This is a genomic window from Sulfitobacter sediminis (genome assembly GCF_040811725.1).
Lineage (GTDB): Bacteria > Pseudomonadota > Alphaproteobacteria > Rhodobacterales > Rhodobacteraceae > Sulfitobacter > Sulfitobacter sediminis.
Genome location: NZ_JBFNXX010000003.1, coordinates 90,572 through 114,914 on the forward strand (window position 1 = coordinate 90,572; position 24,343 = coordinate 114,914).

13 protein-coding genes are annotated in these 24,343 nt (G+C 65.6%); 11 read left to right on the forward strand and 2 right to left on the reverse strand.

The genetic code is table 11. The features are described 5' to 3' along the window. Genes AB2B41_RS04990 through AB2B41_RS05000 form a run of 3 tightly spaced genes read left to right on the forward strand, consistent with a single transcriptional unit; the run spans window position 1 to window position 3,359 of the window. Window positions 1–1,341 carry an NAD(P)/FAD-dependent oxidoreductase gene (locus AB2B41_RS04990; RefSeq protein WP_367876649.1) on the forward strand — a complete coding sequence of 447 codons (1,341 nt, stop codon included), beginning with the start codon at window positions 1–3 and terminating at the stop codon, window positions 1,339–1,341. Between the two features lie 12 nt (window positions 1,342–1,353). Continuing rightward, on the forward strand, window positions 1,354–2,418 hold the full coding sequence (locus tag AB2B41_RS04995) for a glycosyltransferase family 2 protein (RefSeq protein ID WP_367876650.1): 1,065 nt from the start codon (window positions 1,354–1,356) through the stop codon (window positions 2,416–2,418). Beyond that, complete coding sequence (locus AB2B41_RS05000) at window positions 2,415–3,359, forward strand: glycosyltransferase family 2 protein (protein WP_367876651.1); 945 nt, start codon at window positions 2,415–2,417, stop codon at window positions 3,357–3,359. Before AB2B41_RS04995 ends, AB2B41_RS05000 begins: the two co-directional genes overlap by 4 nt. A gap of 2 nt (window positions 3,360–3,361) precedes the next feature. On the opposite strand, the gene AB2B41_RS05005 is transcribed toward AB2B41_RS05000, so the two are convergent. Beyond that, window positions 3,362–4,114 (reverse strand): WecB/TagA/CpsF family glycosyltransferase, encoded by a 753-nt coding sequence (locus AB2B41_RS05005; protein ID WP_367876652.1) that lies wholly within the window; start codon window positions 4,112–4,114, stop codon window positions 3,362–3,364. A 192-nt stretch (window positions 4,115–4,306) separates the two neighbouring features. On the opposite strand from AB2B41_RS05005, the gene AB2B41_RS05010 reads away from it, so the two are divergent. The 8 genes from AB2B41_RS05010 (at window position 4,307) to AB2B41_RS05045 (ending at window position 23,015) form a co-directional block, all read left to right on the forward strand. Then, window positions 4,307–5,764 (forward strand): hypothetical protein, encoded by a 1,458-nt coding sequence (locus AB2B41_RS05010; protein WP_367876653.1) that lies wholly within the window; start codon window positions 4,307–4,309, stop codon window positions 5,762–5,764. 255 nt (window positions 5,765–6,019) lie between these two features. Continuing rightward, window positions 6,020–12,478 carry a type I polyketide synthase gene (locus AB2B41_RS05015; protein WP_367876882.1) on the forward strand — a complete coding sequence of 2,153 codons (6,459 nt, stop codon included), beginning with the start codon at window positions 6,020–6,022 and terminating at the stop codon, window positions 12,476–12,478. Beyond that, on the forward strand, window positions 12,475–13,485 hold the full coding sequence (locus AB2B41_RS05020; protein WP_367876654.1) for a glycosyltransferase family 2 protein: 1,011 nt from the start codon (window positions 12,475–12,477) through the stop codon (window positions 13,483–13,485). The genes AB2B41_RS05015 and AB2B41_RS05020 overlap by 4 nt, the downstream gene beginning before the upstream one ends. Beyond that, a complete protein-coding gene (locus AB2B41_RS05025) occupies window positions 13,482–18,032 on the forward strand; it encodes a MupA/Atu3671 family FMN-dependent luciferase-like monooxygenase (protein WP_367876655.1) in 4,551 nt (1,516 codons plus the stop codon). Before AB2B41_RS05020 ends, AB2B41_RS05025 begins: the two co-directional genes overlap by 4 nt. Then, the gene (locus tag AB2B41_RS05030) at window positions 18,029–18,724 is read left to right on the forward strand and encodes a 4'-phosphopantetheinyl transferase family protein (RefSeq protein ID WP_367876656.1); all 696 of its coding nucleotides are present in this window, start codon (window positions 18,029–18,031) and stop codon (window positions 18,722–18,724) included. Before AB2B41_RS05025 ends, AB2B41_RS05030 begins: the two co-directional genes overlap by 4 nt. A 3-nt stretch (window positions 18,725–18,727) precedes the next feature. Continuing rightward, window positions 18,728–19,672, forward strand: coding sequence for a hypothetical protein (locus tag AB2B41_RS05035; protein ID WP_367876657.1), 945 nt, complete (start codon window positions 18,728–18,730; stop codon window positions 19,670–19,672). Next, on the forward strand, window positions 19,669–22,185 hold the full coding sequence (locus AB2B41_RS05040; protein WP_367876658.1) for a hypothetical protein: 2,517 nt from the start codon (window positions 19,669–19,671) through the stop codon (window positions 22,183–22,185). The genes AB2B41_RS05035 and AB2B41_RS05040 overlap by 4 nt, the downstream gene beginning before the upstream one ends. Further along, window positions 22,182–23,015, forward strand: a complete 834-nt coding sequence (locus AB2B41_RS05045; protein ID WP_367876659.1) for a glycosyltransferase family 2 protein — start codon at window positions 22,182–22,184, stop codon at window positions 23,013–23,015. Before AB2B41_RS05040 ends, AB2B41_RS05045 begins: the two co-directional genes overlap by 4 nt. Window positions 23,016–23,124: 109 nt before the next feature. On the opposite strand, the gene AB2B41_RS05050 is transcribed toward AB2B41_RS05045, so the two are convergent. Beyond that, window positions 23,125–24,309, reverse strand: coding sequence for a glycosyltransferase family 4 protein (locus AB2B41_RS05050; RefSeq protein ID WP_367876660.1), 1,185 nt, complete (start codon window positions 24,307–24,309; stop codon window positions 23,125–23,127). Between the last annotated feature and the right edge of the window lie 34 nt (window positions 24,310–24,343).

Consider the following 24,343-nt stretch of genomic DNA (forward strand, 5'->3'; position numbering starts at 1 on the left):
GTGGAAAACTACCGCGCCCAGCGCACGCCTCTTTTCGACACCCCCGCTGCCTGGGCCGAGATCATCGGAGGCTATGGCACCTCAGAGCCGCTGGAAGGGACCACGACCACCGATGTCGCGATCATCGGCGCGGGGTTTGCCGGGCTCTCCGCCGCCAGGCGCCTGACACAGCTGGATCCCACGCTCCGGATCATTGTCCTCGACGCCCTGCGCGTCGGCGAAGGTTCCGCAGGCCGCAACTCCGGCTTTATGATCGACCTCCCGCATGACCTAGCCTCCGATGACTACGCGGGCGCGGGCGACGACCGCGCGCTGATCGCGCTCAATCGGCAGGCCATCGCCTTTGCCAGGGACGCGGTGGCGGAGTACCAGATCAATCCGGCCTACGCCGACCCGGATGGCAAGGTGAACGGTGCTGCCACAGCGTCAGGCGACGCGCATAACCGCAGCTATGCGGCCCATCTCGCCAGCCTTGGCGAAGAGGCCGAGATGCTGGACGCGCAGGCCATGCAGGCTTTGACGGGCAGTGAACACTACCGCTCCGGCCTCTACACGCCTGGAACACTCATGCTGCAACCGGCTGGCTACGTGCAGGGGCTGGCGGCGGGTCTGCGCCGGGCAGGGTTGCGGATTGCGGAACTGAGCCCGGTCAAGTCTTTCAGGAAAACCGGCAAGGACTGGCAAATCACCACAGCCGCAGGGCAGGTCACGGCCTCCCGCATCATCCTTGCCGCCAATGGCCACCTCGAAAGCTTTGGCATCGCGAAGGGCCGACTGATCCAGCTGTTCCTTTTCGCCTCCATGACACCCGATCTGAGCAGCGACGCCCTTAACGCGCTTGGCGGCGCGCCGCGCTGGGGCATCACGCCCTCCGACCCCATGGGCACCACGATGCGCCGGATCGACACCGCGCAGGGCGGCAACCGTATCGTGACCCGCACCTGTGCGACCATACGCCCGGATATGCAGGCCACACCCCGCGCCATCGCCCGCGCCGCCGCCGTGCATCGCACCAAGTTCGACGAACGCTTTCCCGCACTCAAGGGCCTTCGCATGGAATACACATGGGCCGGCCACCTTTGCCTCAGCCTTAACGGCGTCAGCGTCACGCGGGAAATCGAAAGCGGTGTCTTTTCCGCCTGTGTCCAGAACGGCCTCGGCACCGCACGCGGCACGCTGACAGGTATCGCGGCGGCGGAGATGGCGATGGGGGCAACGTCGGACATCACCGCGCATTTCGCGCAGGAAGCCGCCCCAAAACCGCTTCCGCCCCGGCCTTTCGCCACCTGGGGCGCAAATGCCTACCTGCGCTGGAAAGAACACCGCGCCGGAGCGGAGTAGTAGACCGGCCCGGTGATCTGGCGTATCCCGCCGATGATGAAAAGCCCCGCCCATATCCTGCGCCGCCTGACCCGCCGCATGGCCGAGCGCCGCCCCGGTGCGCGGTTCGCGCGGGCGCTGCGCCACCTGCACGGCCCCACGGCAACGGTCCCGGAAGGCGAGGTGCTTGCCATCGTGCTGGTGCGCAACGGCAGCTACTACATGGACGCGTTCTTTGACTACTACCGCGCGCTGGGCATCCGGCATTTCGCCTTTATCGACAACGGCTCCACCGATGACACCATCGCGCGCATCAAGGCGGAGCCGGGCACGATCCTCGATCAATGTGCCCTGCCGCTGGCAGAGTACGAAGACCTGATCCGCCAATACCCCGCCAACGCCTATGGCCAGAGCCGCTGGTGTCTCTACATCGACATGGACGAGGTCTTTGACTTCGAGGGGCGCGAGACGGTGGGCCTTCGCGGCCTGATCCGCTATCTCGAAGGGCAGGGGGCGACGGCGCTGGTCGCGCAGATGCTTGAGATGTTTCCCAAGGCACCGCTGAATGCGGTAGCGGATTTCAGCTACCGCAACGCTCTGGAAGAATTCGCCTATTTCGACATCAGCGCGGTGCGGCGACATGATTATCACAGCCCGGAGATTCCCTTTTCTGCCCTGCTCTCGGGCAATACGGTGCCAACCTCTGACATCCAGTTCTACTTCGGGGGCGTGCGTGGCAAGGTCTTTGGCGAGAATTGCTGCCTCACCAAGCATCCGCTGATCTTCAACGGCCCCGAGGTCACACCCGCGCCGCATCCGCACCTGTCGATGGGCGTGCGCTGTGCCGATATCACCGGGGTGATCAAACACTACAAATTCGCCGGAAACGCCGCCGCCCGCGATGCGGCCTCGCTTGCCTCGGGCGACCTTGCGCATGGCGAGGACGCCGCCCGCGCAGCCGTTCTGGCGGAAACACCCGATGTCTCGCTTTTCTCGCTGGATGCGCGGCGCTGGAACAGGGTGCCTTTGTTGATCCGGGCCGGTTTCCTTGTGGGTTCTGACCGGTACACCGCTTTCCTGAAGGAGGCCGCGACATGACCGTCGCCGCCGTGGTCATCGGCCGGAACGAGGGCGCACGGCTGATTGCCTGTCTCGATGCCTTGCAGGGGCAGGTGGAGCGGATCGTCTATGTCGATTCAGGCTCGACCGATGGATCTGTCGAAGCGGCCATGGCGCGGGGTGCCGAAGTTGTTGCGCTGGACATGAACCTGCCCTTCACCGCCGCACGGGCGCGCAATGCCGGGCTTGCAAGGCTTGATGAGGACACCCGTTACGTCCAGCTTCTTGATGGCGACTGCGTCATGCGCGACGGCTGGCTCCAAACCGCCATCGCTTTCCTCGACTCCCATCCCGAGGCCGCTGTTGCCTGTGGCCGCAGACGCGAGAAACACCCCGAGGCCTCGGTCTACAACGGGCTTATCGACGACGAATGGGACACGCCGGTCGGGGAGGCCCGCGCCTGCGGTGGCGATGCGCTGATGCGTCTCGATGCCCTGCGCGCGGTTGGCGGCTACCGCGATGACCTGATCGCGGGGGAAGAGCCGGAGCTTTGCGTGAGGCTGCGCGCCGCAGGCTGGCAGGTCTGGCGACTGGATGCCGAAATGACATGGCATGACGCGGCACTGACCCGCTTCGGACAGTGGTGGCGGCGGAGCAGGCGTTCGGGCCATGCCTTTGCCGAAGGCGCGTTCCTGCATGGCGCGCCGCCGGAACGCCACTGGGTGGCCGAAACCCGCCGCACGCTCCTCTGGGGGGCGGCACTGCCCCTTGCGATCCTCTTGCTGGCCCTCGCCGTCTCGCCATGGGCGCTTTGGCTGTTCCTGATCTACCCGCTGCAGGTGTTGCGCCTGTCACGGCGCAAGTCCCTAAAATGGGCCTTCTTCAACACGCTCTCGAAAGTCCCCGAGGCGCTGGGCGCACTGTCGTTCCATCTCAACCGCCTGCGCGGCCGTCGCAACCGGCTGATCGAGTACAAATAGGTCTACTTGCCGCGCTGCCGCAGCGCCTGCATGGTGAGGCCCGGCAGGATCGCGAAGCACCTGGCGTAACGCGGCACCATGCGGCGTGGACTCTGCAGCGCCCGCCAGAGCCATTCGAGCGCCAGCATCCGCATGATACGCGGTGCGCGCACCTGGTGTCCCGACAGGAAATCGAGCCCCGCGCCGATGGAGGCAAATCCCACGCCCGGTGCCTTTCTGAGGCCCCTCGCGGCGAATATCTCCTGTTTCGGTGCTCCCAGCGCGATGAAACATATCCCCGCACCGCTGGCGCTGAGCGCTTCAAAGATCGCATTGGCCTCCGGCCCCGTCGGATCGAACCCGTAGTGCGGGGCGCAGGTGTAGCTTACCGTCAGCCCCGGCACCCACCGCACGAGTGCCGCCGCCGCGCCTTCAAGCGCCTCGTCCGAACTGCCGACCAGTGCAATGGGCACCTCCATCTCGGCGCAGATCGTACAGATCGGCAGGATCAGGTCCGATCCCGGCATCAGCTCCAACGGCCGGCCGGCGAGCCTCGACAGCCAGACCACCGGCCTGCCATCGGCCACGATCAGATCATGCGCCCGGTAGGCTGCCAGAAAGGCCGGATCATGCGGCAGTTTCGTCAGGTGGTCGAGGTTCAACGTGGCCAGCGCAAAGCCACGGGTTTCGGAAAACCGCTCCCTCAGCGCGCGAAACAATGCGGCGCGCGTGGCGATATTGACCGTCACCGCGTGATCAATCGCGCCGAACTTCACAGCGTGATCCCGTCTGGAATTGTTGCCGATTGGCCGCAAATTTTCATTCGCCAAAAATCTTTGCATATGAAAATCAATTATTTACGCCCTACTTCTCAGCCCTTTGGTCCAGCCGCATGGCAATCTAGCGGGATGACAGCACGGGGGCCAAGTGCTAATTTTCGTCCCAATCGAGACGAGGCAGCACCCCGCATGGGCAATCCGATTGCATATCTGATGCTGGCCATCTGGCCATTCGTCTGTCTCGTGCTGTTCCGCAATCTCAAACTGGAACGCGCGCTGATCTGGTCGATCCTTGGCGGATACCTGATCCTGCCGCCGCTGACCGAGGTCAACCTGCCGCTGGTCCCGGCGATGGACAAGGTTTCGATCCCAAATCTCAGCGTGCTGCTGATCATGGTTTTTGTCCTGCGCGAGAAGGTGCGCTTTTGGCCGGAAAACAGGGCGGCGCAAGTCCTCGTTGCGGGGCTTATCCTTTGCGCCGTGCCAACGGTGCTGACCAATACGGACCCGATCCTCTTCCAGGTGCTGCGCGACGCCGATCCCATCGTCTTTATCATCGACCAGCTTCCCGGCCAGTCGGCGCGTGATATCGGCTCGGTGCTCATCGGCCAAATTCTGATGCTCGTGCCGTTCCTGCTGGCGCGCCAGTTTCTCGCCACGGAGGACGGGCTGCGCGAGATACTTCTGGCGCTGATGGTGGGCGCACTGATCTACTCGATCCCCGCGCTGATCGAGATCCGTCTCAGCCCGCAGATGAACGTCTGGGTCTACGGCTTCTTCCAGCATTCCTTCGAACAGATGATGCGCTCCGGCGGCTTCCGGCCCATCGTCTTCCTGCCCCACGGTCTGTGGCTGGCGCTGTTCGTCTGCACGGGGCTTCTGGCCACAGCCGCGCTCAGCCGCAACATGGAGGGGACCGCGCGTGTCCGAATGCTGATGCTGACCGGTTATCTCGCCGTGCTGCTGGTGCTTTGCAAGAGCCTTGCCTCGCTGGCCTATGGCGTGGTGCTGACCCCCGTCGTGCTGCTGGCCCCGATCCGCTGGCAAATCCGGCTGGCAGTGGTATTTGCGGTCATTGCCGTCACCTACCCGATGCTGCGCAACTTCCACCTCGTCCCGCTCGACGCGATCCTCGCGCAGGCAGAGGCGATCAACGCGGACCGCGCGGCCTCGCTCGAATACCGGTTCAACAACGAGGAGCAACTCCTTGCCCGCGCTGCGGAAAAGCCGCTTTTCGGCTGGGGAGGTTGGGGCCGCAGCCTGATCCGCGATCCCGAGACCGGCGAAATCCTGTCGATCCCCGATGGCCGCTGGATCATCATTTTCGGCACCTTCGGCTGGCTCGGCTATATCTGCGAGATGGGCCTGCTGGCGCTGCCACTGGTGCTGACCTGGTGGTACATGAAGCGTGGCGGGGAAATGCCGCTGTCTCCCTACGTCGCGCCGCTGTGCCTGATCCTGGGCATCACGATGATGGATATGCTGCTGAACGATACGCTTATCCCGATGATCTGGCTCACCGCCGGGGCGATCCTCGGGCATGCCGAAAAGCGCGTGCCCCGGCCCGTGGACCGGCGCAAGTACCCGATGAGGAGAGCGGCCATCGGCGGGACCCGGGTGCCGCAGGGGAAGCGGACCGTCCTTTAGGCACCAACACCACTTGCGTCCGAATTAAGGCAGGATTGATTACCATGCGGCAATAATCCACCTTTGGTGACAAGACTGTTGTGATATTCCCCTATTAGGCCCCTGTTCAAATCGCCTAAAATACGAGGAAATCAGGGTTTGTACCGTGAAATGGCATAAAAATGCCCAGATTGGCCTGTAGTCCGGCGCGGCAGTACTTAGATATTCCACGGGGGCTCATGTCCGGCGCGTCCGGATGATGGGACGATGAGTAAAATGAATACGTCAGCCATGTCTCCTGTGCGGGACGATGACATCGCAATCGTGGGCATGGGGATAAATGTTCCCGGCGCGGCAAGTGTTGACAGCTATTGGTCCAACCTGCGTGACGGCGTGGAATCGATCCGCCGCCTGTCCGAGCAGGTGTTGCTCGACAACGGCGAGAGCCCCGAGAATATCGCGCGCAAGAACTACGTCCCTGCCGCCGCCGTTCTGGATGGTTTCGACACATTCGACGCGGATTTTTTCGGGTTTTCACCCAAGGATGCCGCCATTCTCGATCCCCAGCACCGCAAGTTCCTCGAAGTCGCCTGGGAAGCGATGGAGCAGGCGGGTCACCCGCCCGAGACGATCTCTGGCCCCATCGGCGTCTACGCGGGCTGCGGCATGGGCAGCTATTTCTATTTCAACATCTGCTCGAACCCCGACCTTGTTGACGACGTCGGCATGTTCCTGCTGCGCCACACAGGCAACGACAAAGATTTCCTGTCGACCAGGGTGAGCCACGTCTTCGACCTGCACGGCCCCTCGATCAACCTGCAAACCGCGTGCTCCACCTCGCTGGTGGCGATCCACTACGCGTGCCAAGCGCTGCGCGCGGGCGAGATCGACATGGCCCTTGCGGGCGGTGTGACCATCGAGCTGCCCCACGGGCGTGGCTACGAGTTCAAGGAAAACGAGATCCTCTCGCCTGACGGCCATTGCCATGCCTTCGATCACCGGGCTCAGGGCACCGTCTTCGGCTCCGGCGCGGGCTGCGTGGCGCTGCGGCGGCTCAAGGACGCCATCGCGGACGGAGACCACATCTGGGCCGTGATAAGAGGGTCCGCGGTCAACAACGACGGCGCGCAGAAGGCCGGTTACCTCGCCCCTTCCGTCGACGGACAGACGCAGGCCATTGCAAAGGCGCTCTCGGACGCGGGCGTTGCCGCGCAAAGCATCGGCATGGTCGAATGCCATGGCACCGGCACGTATCTGGGCGATCCGATCGAAGTCGCGGCCCTCACCGAAGCCTACCGCGCCGAGACTGACGCCGTCGATTTCTGCCGCATCGGCTCGGTCAAGACCAACATCGGCCATCTGGACACCGCAGCAGGCATCGCGGGCCTTGCGAAGGCGACGCTGGCGTTGAAGAACGGTCAAATCCCGCCTTCCCTTGGCTATGAGACCCCGAACCCCGCCATCCCCTTCGAAGGATCGCCCTTCCGCGTCAACGATACCCTTACCGACTGGCAGGCGGGCGCCACTCCCCGCCGCGCCGCCGTGAACGCGCTCGGTGTCGGCGGCACCAACGCCCATATGATCCTCGAGGAAGCGCCCCCGCGCGCCGCCTCTGAAGAAAGCGACTGGCCCTTCCACTGCCTGACGATTTCCGGCGGCTCCAAGGCCGCGCTCGACGCCAATGCTGCCGCTCTTGCCACCCATCTGCGTGCCCATCCTGAACAGCCGCTTGCGGACGTGGCTTTCACGCTCAAGAACGGCCGCCGCGCTTTCGACAAGCGCCGCGTCGTCGTGGCGGAAAGCCACGAGGAGGCCGCGCGCCTGCTGGAAGAAGGCGATACCCGCCGTGTCTTTACCCATGACGCGCTGGGGGAAAATCCCGAAGTGGTCTTCATGTTCCCCGGCGGTGGCGCGCAATACGCGGGCATGGCGCGCGACCTCTACGAGACCGAGCCTGAGTTCGCCGAGTGGATGGACCGGGGCCTCGATCACCTTGCGCCCCAGCTTGACTACGACATCCGCGCGCTCTGGCTGCCCGAGGCGGACCAGATCGAGGCGGCTAACGAGACACTCAAGAAGCCGTCGGTGCAACTGCCGCTGATCGCCATCGTGGAATACGCGCTGGCCAAGCTCTGGATGTCCTGGGGCGTCGAGCCCGGCGCGATGGTGGGCCATTCCATGGGCGAGAATGTCGCCGCCTGCCTTGCAGGCGTGATGCGTTTCGAGGACCTGATCGACCTCGTGCTTCTGCGGGGCCGCCTCTTCGATGAGGTGCCCGCCGGTGGCATGCTCTCCATCTCCGCCCCCCTGAGCGCCATTGAGCCGCTTCTGGGTGACGACCTAGACATCGCGTCCGTCAACGCGCCGGAACTCATCGCCGTGTCAGGCCCGCAAGCGGCCCTCGACACGATGCAGAAGCGGCTGGAAGAGGCAGGCCTCGAATACCAGCGCATCGCCATCGACATCGCGGCCCACAGCCGGATGCTCGAGCCGATCCTCGCCCGCTACGGCGACTTCCTTGCGAAACTCGACCTGCAAGCGCCGCAAACACCGGTGATCTCCAACCGCTCCGGCCAGCCGCTGACGGCGGCAGAGGCGACCAGCCCCGACTACTGGGTCGGCCAACTGCGCAATACCGTGCGTTTCGCCGATTGCGTCACGACCCTTGCCGCGCCCGCGAAACGCGTCTTTCTCGAGGTCGGCCCGGGCAAGGCGCTGTCCTCGCTTGCCCAGATGAACGACAGCGTCGCACCGGGACAGGTGATCTCATCGCTCCGCCACCCCGAGCAGGACATCGCAGATGACATGTACTTCATCTCCGTGATCGGCCGTCTCTGGGCCTGCGGGGTCGAGGCGGACTGGTCCCAGATCTGGGGCGAGGCGAAACGCCACCGCGTCGTGCTGCCCACGTATCAGTTCCAGCGGGCGAAGTATTTCATCGAACCGGGCAAGGCTGCCTCAAAGCCTGCGCAGCCGCTGCTCAAGCGGCTTGAGAACATCGAGGACTGGGCGTCCGTCCCCGCGTGGCGTCCGCGCTTTGCCGACACTGACCTCGACGTCAATACCGAACTGGGCGATGCCCCGCAGACCTGGCTTTTCTTCGCAGATGACGCAGGCCGCGCGGGTCCCGTGAAGGCGCGCCTGAGCGCCGCCGGGCACCGCGTGATCAGCGCGCGCGCGGGCGACGGTTTCGCCCAGGTGGGCGAGCACGCCTATACGCTGGCCGCCGAACAGGGCCGCACGGGCTACGATCAACTCATCGCGTCGCTGAAAGAGCGGGACCTGATGCCGGACCGCATCGCGCATTTCTGGCTGGCGGACGACCACGTGCCGCCGCGCCTTGGTTCATCGGCCTTCGACCGCAACCTCGAACAGGGATTCTGGAGCCTCACGTGGCTGTCACAGGCACTCGCCGAAGCAGGTATCGAGAAACCGCTGCATCTCAGCGTCTTCACCGCCGGTGCCGCGCAGGTGCGGGATGAAGCCGTCTCATCGCCTGAGGAAGCTCTGATCGCAGGTCCCGTGGGCGTGATCGCGCGGGAAATCCCCGGTGTGACAGCGGCACAGATCGACCTGGAGCCTATCCGGGCAGAAGCACCGAAAAAAGCGGGCTGGTTCGCCAAACCCGCGCCGGAACTTGCGGTGGACGAGACACTTACCGACCGCCTTCTCGAAGGCCTCATGGCCGCCCGCGCCAACATCGTCGCCGCCCACCGGGGCGAGAAACGCTTCGAGATGGGCTACCGCTCCGTCCCGCTGCCCGTCACCGAAGAAGACAGCTTCCGCGACGGCGGCACCTACCTGATCACCGGCGGCTTCGGCGGCATCGGCCAGACCCTCGCCGCCGACATCTTGCGCCGCCACAAGGCGACCGTCGTGCTGCTCAGCCGCGACGCCATACCCGAACGGACCGCGTGGAAGGCTTACCTCGACCGCCACGGCACCACCGACCGCAGCGCGCGGCGCATGCGCGCCGTGATGCGGCTTGAAGATATCGCCAAGGACCGTGGCGGCCAGATCGAGGTCGCCCATGCGGATGTCGCGAACCTTGCCCAGATGCGCAAGGTGATCGACGACCTGACCACCCGCCACGGCGGGCTGACCGGCGTGATCCACGCCGCAGGTGTGCTGGACGACGCGCCGGTGCTGGCAAAGACCGATGCCCAGATGGACGCGGTTCTGTCGCCCAAGGTGCAGGGCCTGCGGGTCATCGACCAGCTTCTGCCCGACGGCACGCTTGAGCTGCTGGTGCTCTTCTCATCCACCTCAACGGCCACCCGCAACGCGGGCCAGACAGACTACGTCGCCGCCAACGCCTGGCTCAACACCTTTGCCGCCGCCCGCCGGGGCGGCGCGACGCGTGTTGTTGCGGTCAACTGGGGTATCTGGGCCGATGTCGGCATGGCCGCTGCCGCACTCGGCGGCGGGGCAAGCGACGTGCTGCCGCCGCGTCCCATTGACGCCGCCGTGATCAAGACCAGCGGGGCTGACGCCGCCGGCGATCCGGTTTTCACCGCGCCTTTGAAGGCCGAGAACTGGCTGCTCGACCAGCACCGTACGAAGGACGGCAAGGCGATCCTGCCCGGCACCGGCTTTGTCGAGATGCTGGCCGAGGCCGCGATTGCGCTGGGCCTGACCGGCGTCGATATCCGCGACCTCTACTTCCTGCGCGCCCTGCCGGTGGACGACAACGCCGCACGCGAAATGCAGATCACCCTGCGACCGGAAGGCACAGGTTTCACGGCCGAGATGCGCAGCGACTGCATGTTGCAGGGACGCGCGGGCTGGCAGCTTCACGCGCAGGCGCATCTGTCGCCCGTGGGCGAACGGGCCGAAAACCACGTCGATCTTGCTGCCATCGAGGCCCGTTGCACCAAGCGTGAGACCGCCCAAACAGGCGACCGCCTCCGCTCCCCGCAAGAGGCGCATCTGGACTTTGGTCCACGCTGGCATGTCTTGCGCGAAACGGCACTGGGCGACGGTGAAGGCATCGCCCACCTCGCCCTGCCCGAGGAGGTCCGCGACGATCTCGACAAAGGCCACCTGCTGCACGCGGGCCTGATGGATCTCGCCACCGGCTGGGCCATCGCGCTCGCCCCGGGATACGCCCCCGCACATCTTTGGGTCCCGGTTTCCTACGGTCTGATCCGCGTCCATGCACCGCTGCCCGCCGAGGTGCGCTCCTGGGTGCGGCTGTCCGAGGGACAGAACGGCGAGGGTTTCGTCAGCTTCGACGTGATGATCTGCGGCACCCAAGGTCACGTGCTCGTCGAGGTGCGCGATTTCGCCATGAAGCGCCTCGAAGGCGGCTTCGTGTCAACGCCGCTCACCCCCGCAGAAGTCCGTTTTGCCGACGAAGGGCAGGAGGAACGCCACCTCAGCGCCGCTGAGGAACGGCTGGCCTACCTCGTCTCGCAAGGCATCCGCGCGCAGGAAGGCCCCGAGGCCCTGCGCCGCGCGCTCCGCCTTGGGCGTCCGCAGGTGATGGTGTCGTCCCTCCCGCTCGACGGGCTGATAGCCCAGGCCGACCAGCCACCGCAGGAACAGGCTGGCAGCGGCCAGAGCTTTGAACGACCCGATCTCGACGGCAGTTACGTCGCACCCCGAAACGGGATCGAAGAACGCCTTGCTGCGATTTGGGAGAACCTGCTTGGCGTCAGCCCCGTGGGCGTCGAGGACAGTTTCTTCGACCTTGGCGGCCATTCCCTGATCGCCGTCCGGCTTTTCGCGCAGGTCAAGCGCGAACTGAAGGTCGAATTCCCGATTTCCGTCCTGTTCGACGCCCCCACCATCGCCAAATGTGCGGCCCTCATCGCGGCCGAAACGGGCGATATCGAAGGGGGTTCTGAGACATCGCAAGAGGCCGCCCCGGTCCAGAAGTTCGAATTCATCGTCCCCCTGAACCAGAGCAAACATCAGGACGCCACGCCGCTTTTCGTCGTGGCGGGCATGTTCGGCAATGTGCTGAACCTGCGCCACCTCGGCCTTCAGGTCGGGGCCGAGCGCCCGGTCTACGGCGTGCAGGCGCGGGGGCTGATTGGCGACACGCCGCCCCATGACGACGTGATCGAGGCCGCACGCGACTACATCAGCGAAATCAGGCGCGTACAGCCCGAAGGGCCCTATCTGATCGCAGGCTACTCCGGGGGCGGTGTCACCGCCTACGAGATCGCGCAGCAACTCCGCGCCGCAGCGCAGGAGGTTGCGGTCCTGGCGCTCTTCGACACGCCCTTGCCCGTCCGGCCCAGCCTGACGCGGCCCGACAAGGCGCTGATCAAGCTGGCGGAATTGCGCGCCAAGGGGCCGGGGTACCTGATCGACTGGGCCAAGGCACGCTGGGCCTGGGAAATGCAGAAGCGGGCGGGCACTTCCGACACGGATGCCTCCGATGGCGGTTTCAACGATCTCAAGGTGCAGGCGGGCTTCCTCGCCGGTGTGGCCAAGTACGACACGCCCACCTGGGACGGGCCGCTGACGCTCTTCCGCCCCGCGCCGGACCGCCATTGGAAGGTGACCGGTGGCCGCTGGGTGAGTGCCGAGAAAGAGTATGTCTTCGAAGACAACGACTGGCGCAAATACGCTCCTCATATGGAGGTGATCGAGGTTCCCGGCGACCACGACAGCATGATGCTCGCTCCCAACGTGATCACGCTGGCCCATGAGCTGCGCGAGATCATCGCCGACGCGCTGGAACAGTGGGACGACACCTGGCAACAGGCGACGGCGGCGGAATGACAGACCCGCGCGCCCCCAAGGTCCTCGTGATCATCCTCAACTACCGCACCCCGCAGATGACCCTGCGGGCGGCGGAAGCTGCGCTGCGCGACATGCCCGCCCGGAAAGCGGAACTGGTTATCATCGACAACGCATCGGGCGACGGGTCACCCGGCGTGCTGACGCGCGAGATCGCCGAGCGGGGCTGGGATAAAGGCGGTCGCGTGCGGCTGATCCTGTCGGACGTGAACGGCGGCTTTGGCGCGGGCTGCAACATCGGCTTTGCCGCGGGCATGTCCGATGGTTCAAGACCCGACTATTTCTACCTCCTGAACTCCGACGCCTTCCCCGATCCGGGGTGCCTTGGTAAGCTCATCGACCATCTAGAGAGCCATCCCAAGGCCGGTTTCGCAGGCAGCCACGTGCGCGGCGAAGACGGGCTCGACCACACCACCGCCTTCCGTTTCCCCTCCATCGCGGGCGAATTCGAGGGCGCCGCCCGCATCGGCCCGATCACCCGCGTCCTGCGCCGCCACGTGATCGCCCCCGATCTGCCGACCGAAACCGCCCGCGTCGACTGGTGCGCGGGGGCAAGCGTGCTGGTCCGCGCCGAGATGCTGGACCAGATCGGCTCTTTCGACGAAACCTTCTTTCTCTACTTCGAGGAAACCGACCTCTGCCTGCGTGCCGCCCGTGCGGGCTGGGAATGCTGGTATCTGCCCTCCGCACATGTGGTCCATATCGGTTCGGCCTCGACCGGCATGAAGGCATGGGATCGCGTGCCCGCCTACTGGTACGCCTCGCGCCGTCACTACTTCGTCAAGAACCACGGCCGTATCTACGCCGCCGCCGCGCTTCTTGCCAAGCTCGCAGGCGGGGCGCTGCACAGCCTGCGCTGTGCGCTCACGGGCCGCCCGCCGCAAGACCCGCCGGGGTTCTACCGCGACCTTCTGCGCTTTGGTCTCGGCCTGCCGCTCGAACGCAGTGCACCCGTCTCCCGCCGTACCGTCTCGGAGGAAAACCCATGACCGCCACCTTCAACCCCGCCGGTTTCAAGGCCGTCCTGATGGGCGACGAATCCCTGACCATCGCCTGCGGTGACATGATGCTTGCCGGGGGGCATTCCATCCCCGCCGTGGTGACACGCGACGACAGCGTGCGGCACTGGGCCGAGGGGCAGGGGATTGCCGTGCATCGCGACCCGCGCGACCTGCTGGGGGCGAGTGTGGCTGCCGACTGGCTCCTCAGCATTGCGAACCTGCGGCTGATCCCGGACGACGTGCTGGCCCTGCCGACCAAGGGCGCGATCAACTTTCACGACGGGCCGCTGCCGCGCTACGCGGGCCTGAATACCCCCGCCTGGGCGATCATCAACGGCGAAACCACCCACGGTGTCAGCTGGCACATGATCGAAGGCGGCGTGGACGAGGGCGACCTGCTGGCACAGCGCATCATCGACATCGCACCGGACGAGACCGCCTTCAGCCTCAATTCCAAGTGCTACGCGGCGGGGATGGAAAGCTTCGCCAGCGTGCTCGCGCAGCTTGAGGCAGGCACGCTGGAACGCCAGCCGCAGGACCTGAGCCAGCGCAGCTATTTCAGCCGCGACGCGCGGCCAGATCACGCAGGGCTGCTGGATTTCTCGCAAAGCGCCAAGGCGCTGTCGGCGCTGGTGCGGGGGCTTGATTTCGGTGAGTACTGGAACCCGCTGACGACGGCGAAGCTGCGGACGAAAGACGGCTATCTCTGCATCGGTGTGCTTAAGGTCTCCGATGCCGATCCGACGACCGCTGGTGAGGTGATCGAGGTCTCAAAGGATCGTCTGACCATCGGCACCGCAACGGCCCCGGTCACGCTGACGAAACTCACCGATCTCGACGGGAACCCCGTCGATCTGACCACGCGTTTCGCGCCGGGCGACCGGATTGCCGCGCCTGATCTCGCCAATTTCGACGTCACCGACGAAGCCTACTGGCGCGGCAAGCTTGCAGGTCCGGACCCCCTTGCGCTGGCGCTGATCGAAGGCACCGACGCCACGCCCGACATCCGGCGCCTCGGCATCCCCGGCGCGGGGCAGGGCGACCCGGCGGCGCTTATCACCGCCGCAGCAGTGGTCCTGCTGAAAAGCGCGGGTGTGCACGAGGGGACCATCGCGCTTGCCAAGGCACCCGCCCATCCCATCGCGGCTTCCTACGTCCCGCTGATCATTTCCGCTACCCCGGACAGCGAAGTCTCTGCGGTGCAGGCGGAAATTGCCCAGCAACTCGACCGTGCCGCTTCCAGCGCCGGTTTTGCCCGCGATCTGCCACAACGCGACTCCGCGATCACCGCGAATGCCACCCCGCCCAACGCGATCTCCTTGACGGACGATGCCCTGACAGGTGCTGCGCTTACCATCTGTCTGGGGCCCAAGGGCCCCTCGCTCGCCTTTGACGCAAGCAGGCTAAGCCCCACCGCCGCAGACCTTATCGCGGCGCGGCTGTCCGCCGCCTTTGCCGCCCTTGGCACGGCACAGACCGTCGAGACGCTCACCGCCCTCCCGCCCGCCGAAATTGCCCGGCAGGTAGATGACTGGAACGCCACCGCACGCGACTACGACCGCACCACCATCCACGCCGCCTTCGAAGCGCAGGTAGCCGAGACCCCCGAGGCGCAGGCCCTTGTTTTCGAAGCCGAAACCCTCACCTACTCCGATCTGAACGCCCGCGCCAACCGCGTGGCCCACGTGCTGCGCGATATGGGTGCCAAACCCGGCACACCCATCGGGATTTATACTGCCCGCGACGTCGATCTGCTCGTTGGCGCGCTGGGCATCCTCAAGGCGGGCGGCGCTTACGTCCCGCTCGACCCCGCCTATCCCGCGGACCGGATTGCCCATTACATCACGGACAGCGCCGCCCCGCTGATCGTCACGCAAAGCGCGCTGGCGGGTCAGCTGCCGCCGCACAAGGCGCAGGTGCTGGAACTCGATACCGACAGCCTCCTTGCGACGGCCCCGGACACCAACCCCGAGGCCACGGCCACGCCCGACGATCTGGCGTACCTGATCTACACCTCCGGCTCCACCGGCACCCCCAAGGGCGTCATTGTCAGCCATGGCAACGTCGCCAATTTCTTCGCCGGCATGGACGACCGGATCGACCACGACACCGGTTCCGTCTGGCTCGCCGTCACGTCGCTCAGCTTTGACATCTCGGTGCTGGAACTCTTCTGGACCCTCGCGCGCGGCTTCAAGGTGGTGCTGGCGGGTGACGAAAGCCGCACCATGGTCTCGAAAGGGCCCATCGCGGTCTCGGACCGCAAGATGGCCTTCAACCTGATGTACTGGGGCAACGACGATGGCGTAGGCCCCAAGAAATACGAATTGTTGCTCGAAGGCGCGAAATTCGCCGACGCCCACGGCTTCAACGCCGTCTGGACGCCCGAACGCCACTTCCACGCCTTCGGAGGCCCGTACCCGAACCCATCTGTCACCGGCGCGGCCGTGGCTGCCGTCACCCAGAACCTCGCCGTGCGCGCCGGTTCCTGCGTGGCACCGCTCCACCATCCCGCGCGGATCGCCGAGGAATGGGCGGTCATCGACAACCTGACGAACGGCCGCGTGGGCCTTGCGATTGCAAGCGGCTGGCAGCCCGACGATTTCGTCCTGCGGCCCGAGAACACGCCGCCCCGCAACAAGCCCGCGATGTACGACGCCATCGACCAGCTCCGCGCGCTCTGGCGCGGCGATGCGGTGGCATTCCCCAAGCAGGACGGCACGATGCACGCCGTCGTCACGCAGCCGCGCCCGGTATCCTGCGAATTGCCGATCTGGGTCACCACGGCGGGCAACCCGCAGACATGGAAAGAGGCGGGTGAGATCGGGGCCAATGTGCTGACGCACCTCTTGGGCCAGTCCATCGACGAGGTCGCGGACAAGATCAGGATCTACCACCAGGCGCTGCGCGACGCAGGCCATGACCCTGCGGATTTCACCGTGACGCTGATGCTGCACAGCTATCTGGCCGAGACGCGCGAAAAGGCCGAGGAAGTCGCGCGCGGGCCGATGAAAGACTACCTGCGCTCTGCCGCCGCACTGATCAAGCAATACGCCTGGGCCTTCCCGGCCTTCAAGCGGCCCGAGGGGACGACGAACGCCTTCGATCTCGATCTGGAAGGGCTGAGCGATGACGAGCTTGACGCGATCCTCGAATTTGCCTTCCAGCGCTACTTCAATGACAGCGGCCTCTTCGGCACCGTCGCCGATGGTGTGGCGCGCGCGGAAGAACTCAAGCGCATCGGCGTGGACGAGATCGCCTGCCTGATCGACTATGGCATCGACAGCAAGCTGGTGATGGAGGGGCTGAAGCCGCTGGCCGAGGTGCTCAGGCTCTCCAATCAGGAAGCGGCACTCGACGAGGATGACTTCTCCCTCGCCGCGCAGATCATCCGCCATGATGTCACGCACCTGCAGTGCACGCCCTCCATGGCGCAGATGCTGGTGACGAATGACGAGGCCCGCATGGCATTGGCCCGCGTGAAGCACCTGATGGTCGGGGGCGAGGCGCTGCCGGGTTCGCTGGTGAAATCCCTGCAGTCCTGCACGCGGGCCGATGTGCAGAATATGTACGGTCCCACCGAAACCACGATCTGGTCCACAACCCAGATGGTGCGCGATGCGGGGGTCAACACCGCGCCGGTCGGCACGCCAATCGCGAACACGCAGGTTTTCGTGCTGGATGACAAGATGCGTCCGCAACCCATTGGTGCGGAAGGCGAGCTCTGGATCGGCGGCGACGGTGTGACGCTGGGCTACTGGGAACGCGCCGAGCTTACGGCGGAGCGGTTCGTCGACAACCCCTTCGGCTCCGGCAAGCTTTACCGCACCGGCGATCTCGGGCGCTGGGACGCCGATGGCATCCTGCATTTCGCAGGCCGTGCCGACGCGCAGGTGAAACTGCGCGGCCACAGGATCGAACTGGGCGAGATCGAGGCGCGGCTGGCCGAACAGCCCGGTGTCACGCAGGCCGTCGTTGTGCTGCGCGAGGGACAGGGCGGCGCGCAGCTGGTCGGCTATGTCACCGCCGCCGCGCCGGTGAATCCCGAAGCTGTCAAGCGCAAGCTGGCCGAGGACCTGCCCGCGATCATGGTCCCCGGCACCATCGTCACGCTGGACGCCATGCCGCTGACGCCGAACAAGAAGATCGACCGCAAGGCATTGCCCGCCCCGGTCCAGCGAAAAGCCGAGGCAGCAGGCCCGCAGGCAGCGGCGGCTGGTACGAAGGGTGCCGTGGCGCAGATCTGGTCGGCGCTTCTGGGCGTCAGCGACATTCGCTGCGAGGACAACTTCTTTGCCCTGGGCGGCCATTCCCTCCTGGCCGTTCAGGCGCACCGAGACATCCGCGCGGCGCTTGGCGCGGACAAGTTGTCGATCACCGACATCTTCCGCTTCCCCACGCTGGCGGCGCTATCCGATCACATCGACGGCGGCAAATCTGCGCAGGCCAAACCCGAACAGGAAACCTCGCCCGCCAAGACCGAGACCATGTCGAAGCGCCGCGCCATGCGGGCGGGGCGCAGCAAGGCGGGGGCATGATGAAACCGGGGCGCCCGGACCGGCTGGAGCAGGCGGAGGCCGTCATCGCCTCGTTGTTTGACGAACGGGTGGCCGTCGCCGTCACCGACCCTCTGGCCCCGCAACCTCCCGCAATGGGCAGTGAGGCCGAGCACCTCTCGCGCGCCGTGGCCAAACGCCAGCGCGAATTCGCCGCCGGCCGCGCCGCCGCGCGCCGCGCCATGGCGGTGCTGGGACTGCCTCCGGTATCGCTCCCGTCTGGCGAGGATCGCGTCCCGCTCTGGCCCGCTGGCGTACAGGGCAGCATCTCGCATACCCTGGCGCTATGTGCTGCTGCCGTGACGACCGAACCCTTGCACCTCGGTCTCGACATCGAGGGGGACAGCGACCTCAATCCCGGTCTTCTGCAGACCATCTGCACACCGCAGGAAATCGCCCGCATCGCAGGTCCCGAACAGGGGCGGCTGGCCAAGCTGACCTTCTCGGCCAAGGAGGCCGCCTTCAAGGCGCAGTATCCCGTCACGGGGCTGACGTTCGGCTTCGATCACATGGAAATCGCCTTCGATCACCCCACAAAACGTTTCACCGCGACTTTTCTCAAACCGGCGGGCCGCTTCAGCGTCGGGCACCAGTTGAAAGGCCGTTTTGACGCGGTCGAGGGCCACCTTGTCACCGCCGTGATGGCAGGCCAGTCTGGGTCTGAAGGAGCCTGACCCATGCCACCCCTCACGCGACGCGCCGCCCTAGGTGTTCTGGCCCTGGCCGGGGGGCTGGGTGCCTACACCTACGCCAAGCGCAGGCGGCAGGTGGCGGTGGCGGACGCGCTCTATGCCAACCCCTTGCCCAAGCCCGATGGCGCTTTGCACGTCTTCCACCTTGGCCATTCGCTCGTGGGCCGAGACATGCCCGCGATGCTGGCGCAACTGGGGGGGCAGGGGCACGACTACGCCAGCCAGCTTGGCTGGGGCACCTCGCTGAAAGAACACTGGGAGCCGGACCTTCCGATCAACGGCTTCGATGTGGAGAACGGTCATCCCCGCTTCCGCCCGGCAAAGGAGGCCATAGGGTCGGGTGACTACGACGCGATCGTGCTGACCGAGATGGTCGAGATCGCGGATGCCATTCGCTATCACGACAGCGCCGATTACCTTGCCCGCTGGGCGGGTCTTGCCTGGGATGCGAACACGCAGACACGCATCTATCTCTACGAGACCTGGCACCATACGGACGACACGCGCGGCTGGCTCAACCGGATCGACCGGGACCTGCGCAAGTTCTGGCAGGGCCGAGTCAAATACCCCGCGCTTTCCCGCTCTGACGCACCGATCCACCTGATCCCTGCGGGACAGGTCAAGGCCGCCTTCGTCCGCGCGGTCGAGGGTCGCGGTGGCGTTGAAGGGATCGCGGGTGTCGATGATCTATTCGCCCGCCAGCCGGACGGTACGCCCGACACCATCCATTTCAACGACCTGGGTGCTTACCTTGTGGCACTTACACACTACGCGGTGCTTTACCACCGCTCGCCCGTGGGTCTGCGTCATCGCCTGAACCGGGCCGATGGTTCTCCCGCCAATGCGCCGTCAACTGAGGCGGCGGCCCTGATGCAAGAAGTGGTCTGGGAGGTGATCCAGCGCCACCCGGAAACCGGCGTCGCGGCATGAGCGGACTGGGGGCGGTCTTCTCGGTCCTGATGGTGGGCCACAGCCTTTTTGGCACGACGGGGCCCACGATGCTTGAACAGGCCTTGCAGGCGGGCACTGCCGGAGCCCGTGTCGAGGCGCAGATCATCAACGGTGCGCCGCTCAAGTACAATTGGGAGAATTCCGCCAGCGCCCAAGGGGTCGATGCGCGCGCCGTGCTGCCGCGGGGCGGCGTGACCGATCTCATCCTGACCGAGGCGATCCCGCTCGCCAACCACGTCCAATGGTCCCAGAGCGGTGATTACGCCCGTGCCTTTGCCGAGCTGGCGGAGGCAGGCAATGCAGAAACGCGCATCTTCGTTCAGGAGACATGGCACAGCCTGAAAAGCGGCACGGGCGCGGCAATCGAATACGACGCGCAGGCCCATATCCCCTGGCGCGAACGGCTCGACCTTGATCTGCCGGTCTGGGAGGGGATCGTCGCCGAGGCCGCGCGGGGGCTGGAGGCGGAGGTGCGCCTGATCCCTGCCGGGCAGGCCATGGCGCTCCTGCATGACCGGGTCGCGGCCGACCGGATAGCGGGTCTCGCGGATATCTCCGCGCTATTCGATGACGATATCCACCTCAATGATACCGGCCACTACTTCGTTGCGATGGTGCAATATGCCGCGCTCAACGGAGAAAGCCCGGTGGGACTGCCGCGCGCCTTCAAGGACCGCTACGGCAAACCCTTCGATACGCCCGATGCCGCGCTTGCCCAAGCGCTGCAGCAGGTCGCCTGGGAGGCCGTTCAGACCTATACCGCCAGCAGCGCGAACGTAACGCAGGTCCCCCAGCCAACTTTGGCAGAGACAGCCCCCATCGCCCCCCGCGCGCCGCCCGCAACCCCCATCCCCGACCGCACAGAGCAGCCGGAGGGCGCGGTCGAGGGCACCAACGCCGTCGCCATTGGCCTTGCCGCCGTCACGGACTGGAGCACGCAGGTCCCTTTCCTCGACCTGATGAAAACCGCGCGGCCCTGGATCGGGCACCGGCCCGGCCAATGGGGCGGAATGGAGGTCGGAGAATTGCGCGAGGGCGGATTTCTCGATGCCGAGGGCTGGCCGGTGGAAATGCCCCGCAGCCTCGGGAGTATCGGCACCGTCATCCTGACCGACATGCCTGAGCAGGCGGTCTCGCTCGCCGGTCGCTACATCCTGCGCTACGAGGGCAAGGGCATTGTCGAGGTGCTGGGACGCGCGACGAACCTGCGCTACGCGGCCAACCAGGTCTCCTTCGACTACACGCCGGGCCCCGGCAGCGTCGAAATTCGCATCCAGCGCATCAACCGCACCGACCCGCCCCGCAACATCACCGTGGTCAAGGAGGATCACCTGCGCCTTTTCTACGGTGGCGCGCGGTTCAACCCGGCATGGACCGACCGCATCGCGGGCTTCGACGCGCTGCGTTTCATGGACTGGATGGAGACGAACAACAGCCATCTGTCGGATTGGGCGGACCGCCCCGAAACGGCGGATGTCACCTATGCCGGGGGTGTGCCGTTGGAGGTCATGATTGATCTTGCCAATACCGTTGAGAGCGACGTCTGGTTCAATATCCCCCATCTCGCGACCGACGATTTCGTCCGCCGCTTTGCCGAAATGGTGCGCGACCGGCTCGATCCGCAACTTACCGTCTACGTCGAATTTTCCAACGAGGTCTGGAACTGGCAATTCGAACAGGCCCGCTGGGCCGACACGCGGGCGCAAGCGCGCTGGGGGCAGGCCGACAAGTGGATGCAGTTCTATGGACTGCGGGCCGCCGAAGTGGCGCGCATCTGGTCCGACGTCTTTGCCGGGGCACCAGAGGGGCGCCTGATCAACGTGATCTCAAGCCAGACGGGCTGGCTGGGATTGGAAACCGAGGTGCTGGAAGCGCCGCTTGCCGTGGCGGAAGGTCTGCCAGCCCCGGCAAATGCGTTCGACGCTTATGCGATCACCGGCTATTTCGGCGGGGTCCTGGGCCTCGAAGAGAATGCGTCGATGGTGAAGGGTTGGATCGCCGAGAGCGCGACGGCAGCGGAGGCACGGGCAAAGGATGAGGGTCTGAGCGGCGATGCAGCCGATGATTTCGTCAAGAAGCACCGCTATGATCTGGCCAACGCGCTGGCCGGGCGCGAGCTGACCGACGGGGCGATCAGCGGCAAGGTGGCCGATACGCTTGCGGACCTCATCGGTCGCGTCTGGCCGCATCACGCCGCCGTGGCGCGCGCCAACGGCCTTGACCTGATCATGTACGAGGGCGGCTCTCACGCCACTGGCATCGGGCCGATGGTGGAGGATGGGCAGATCACCGAGTTCCTGCAGCAGTTCAACTATTCCGCGGAAATGGGTGTGCTCTACGAAACCCTTCTGCAGGGGTGGAAGGCTGTCGGCGGACAGCTGTTCAATGCCTATTCCGACGTCTATGCGCCGACGAAATGGGGTTCCTGGGGTGCGCTCAGGCATCTTGATGACACCAATCCCCGCTGGGACGCGCTGGTGGCTTTCCGATGAAGACCTCCGTTCTGATCCCCGCCCATGACGAGGCCGCCTATCTGCCCGCCTGCCTCGATGCGCTTCTGGCTTCCGACGCGGTTGCGGGCGATGTGGAGGTGATCGTCATCGCCAACGGCTGTACCGACAACACCGCCGAGATCGCGCGCGGCTACGTGCAGCAGGCCGAGGCACACGGCTGGGAGATGCAGGTTCTGGACCTGAGGGAGGGCGGCAAGCTCAATGCCTGGAACAAGGGCGAGGCGGCGGCGACCGGCGACGCGCTGATCTATCTCGATGCGGATGTCCATGTTTCGGCCCCGCTGATCGGCCAGATCGCGGCGGCGCTCGATACCGCGCAGCCACGCTATGCCAGTGGTAGGCCGAACGTTACCGTGTCGGGCGATGATGCGCTGACCCGGCACTATACGCGCTTCTGGCTGACGACGCCCTTCATGGTGCATGGCGTGCCGGGATTTGGGGTTTTTGCCATGAACCGTTCCGGCCGCGCGCGTTGGAGCGACTGGCCCGACATCATCTCGGACGACACCTTTGCGCGGCTGAATTTCACCCCGGAAGAGCGCATCGCGGTGTCCGCCACCTATGACTGGCCGATGATCGAAGGGTTCAAGCGGCTGGTGCAGGTGCGCAGGCGCCAAGACATCGGCGTGGCCGAGATCGCTTCGCGGTATCCTGACCTGATGGCGAATGATGATCGACATGACCGCACGGTGCCGATGTGGCGAAGGGCGCTGAGGGACCCGGTGGCTTTCGTGGCCTATGTCTCGGTCCGGCTGGCGGTGCGCTTGCCAGTGCTGCGCAGTCAAAACCGCTGGGTGCGCGGGCGCTAAACTGCGCCAGCACAGTGGGAACAAATCCCTACTTGAGCCTTAATTCAGGCCGAAGCGTCTGAGTCCGTTGAGAAAAGCCTTTCTGTCCCCGTGGGGACAGGAACGCACCCTATCGCATGAGCCCCGCAAGCTTCTCCGCCTCCCGCGCCACGTCGTGCCGCTCCAGCACGCGTTCGCGGCCCGCTTTGCCCATCTTGGCGAGCTTCTCCAGCGACGTCTCGGCCAACGCATCCATCGCCTCTGCAAGTGCGCTCGTATCGCCTGCGGGCACCAGCCAGCCGGTCTTGCCCTCCTGCACCAGTTCGGGTGTGCCCGCGATGTAGGTGGCGATCACCGGTCGGGCGGCAGCCATGGCTTCCATGATGACCATCGGCAGGCCTTCGGCAAAGCTCGGCATCACCAGCGCATGGGCGGCGGCCAGTTCCGCCTTGATCCGCGCCTCGTACACCCAGCCGGTGAGGGTGACGCGGTCCTTCAGTTTCAAAGAGGCAATCAACTGCTCGATCTGCCCGTGCATTTCGCCGTCGCCGATCAGGGTCAGGTGCACGGGCGCGGTGGTCTGAGCCATCGCGCGGATCAGCGCCAGCTGGCCTTTCTGCTCCACCAGCCGCCCGATGGCGACCAGCCGGCGGGGACCTTTGGGCAGGGGGGCGGGGTCGGTGAATTTCGCGGGTTCGATCCCGCAATGGACAACGTGGATCTTGTCCCAGTCGCCGGGCTCGGCCCAGCGGCAAAGCTGCGAGCGGCCGAACTGGCTGATCGCCACGGTAAAGGTGGAATGCGCAATCTTGCGGCCCAGCGACAGGGCGCGGGGCGCGTCGAATTCCTCGGGGCCGTGGACGGTGAAGGAGTACTTCGGCCCGCCCAGAAGATGCGCCAGCATCGCCACTGCGGCGGCATTGGTGCCGAAATGCGCATGGGCATGATCCACGTCTTCCGCCGCACAGCGCTCGGCGACGTATGCCGCCTCGGCGAGGTAGATCAGGTGCCGCTGCCGCCCGACCTCGGAAACCGCGCCCATGGCCAGCGCCCCTTTCAACGCCTCGCGCACCAGCGCCGCGTCCCGCCGAACCGCACGTCCAACGGCACCCGCAAGCGCGGCCTTGCCCTCGGCCAGCACGTATTCGGTCTTGTCCGCCTCGGCCCGGTCCTGCACATCGACCAGCGGCACATCCGCGCTGCGCATGGCGAAACGCAGCACCTCGTGGCCCTGCGCCTCGAGCGCGCGGATTTCGCGGCGGATGAAACTTTGCGAGGGTTGGGGGTAGGTGTTGAGGATGTATGCGATCTTCAAAACGGGTTTCCTCAAACGGCGAAGCGGAAAAAGA

What these genes read in the sequence shown, in the direction of transcription:
- AB2B41_RS05000 (WP_367876651.1), top strand. Translation starts at nt 2,415, where the DNA reads ATGACCGTCGCCGCCGTGGTCATCGGCCGGAACGAGGGCGCACGGCTG.
- AB2B41_RS05010 (WP_367876653.1), top strand. Translation starts at nt 4,307, where the DNA reads ATGGGCAATCCGATTGCATATCTGATGCTGGCCATCTGGCCATTCGTC.
- AB2B41_RS05015 (WP_367876882.1), top strand. Translation starts at nt 6,020, where the DNA reads ATGAATACGTCAGCCATGTCTCCTGTGCGGGACGATGACATCGCAATC.
- AB2B41_RS05020 (WP_367876654.1), top strand. Translation starts at nt 12,475, where the DNA reads ATGACAGACCCGCGCGCCCCCAAGGTCCTCGTGATCATCCTCAACTAC.
- AB2B41_RS05025 (WP_367876655.1), top strand. Translation starts at nt 13,482, where the DNA reads ATGACCGCCACCTTCAACCCCGCCGGTTTCAAGGCCGTCCTGATGGGC.
- AB2B41_RS05030 (WP_367876656.1), top strand. Translation starts at nt 18,029, where the DNA reads ATGATGAAACCGGGGCGCCCGGACCGGCTGGAGCAGGCGGAGGCCGTC.
- AB2B41_RS05035 (WP_367876657.1), top strand. Translation starts at nt 18,728, where the DNA reads ATGCCACCCCTCACGCGACGCGCCGCCCTAGGTGTTCTGGCCCTGGCC.
- AB2B41_RS05040 (WP_367876658.1), top strand. Translation starts at nt 19,669, where the DNA reads ATGAGCGGACTGGGGGCGGTCTTCTCGGTCCTGATGGTGGGCCACAGC.
- AB2B41_RS05045 (WP_367876659.1), top strand. Translation starts at nt 22,182, where the DNA reads ATGAAGACCTCCGTTCTGATCCCCGCCCATGACGAGGCCGCCTATCTG.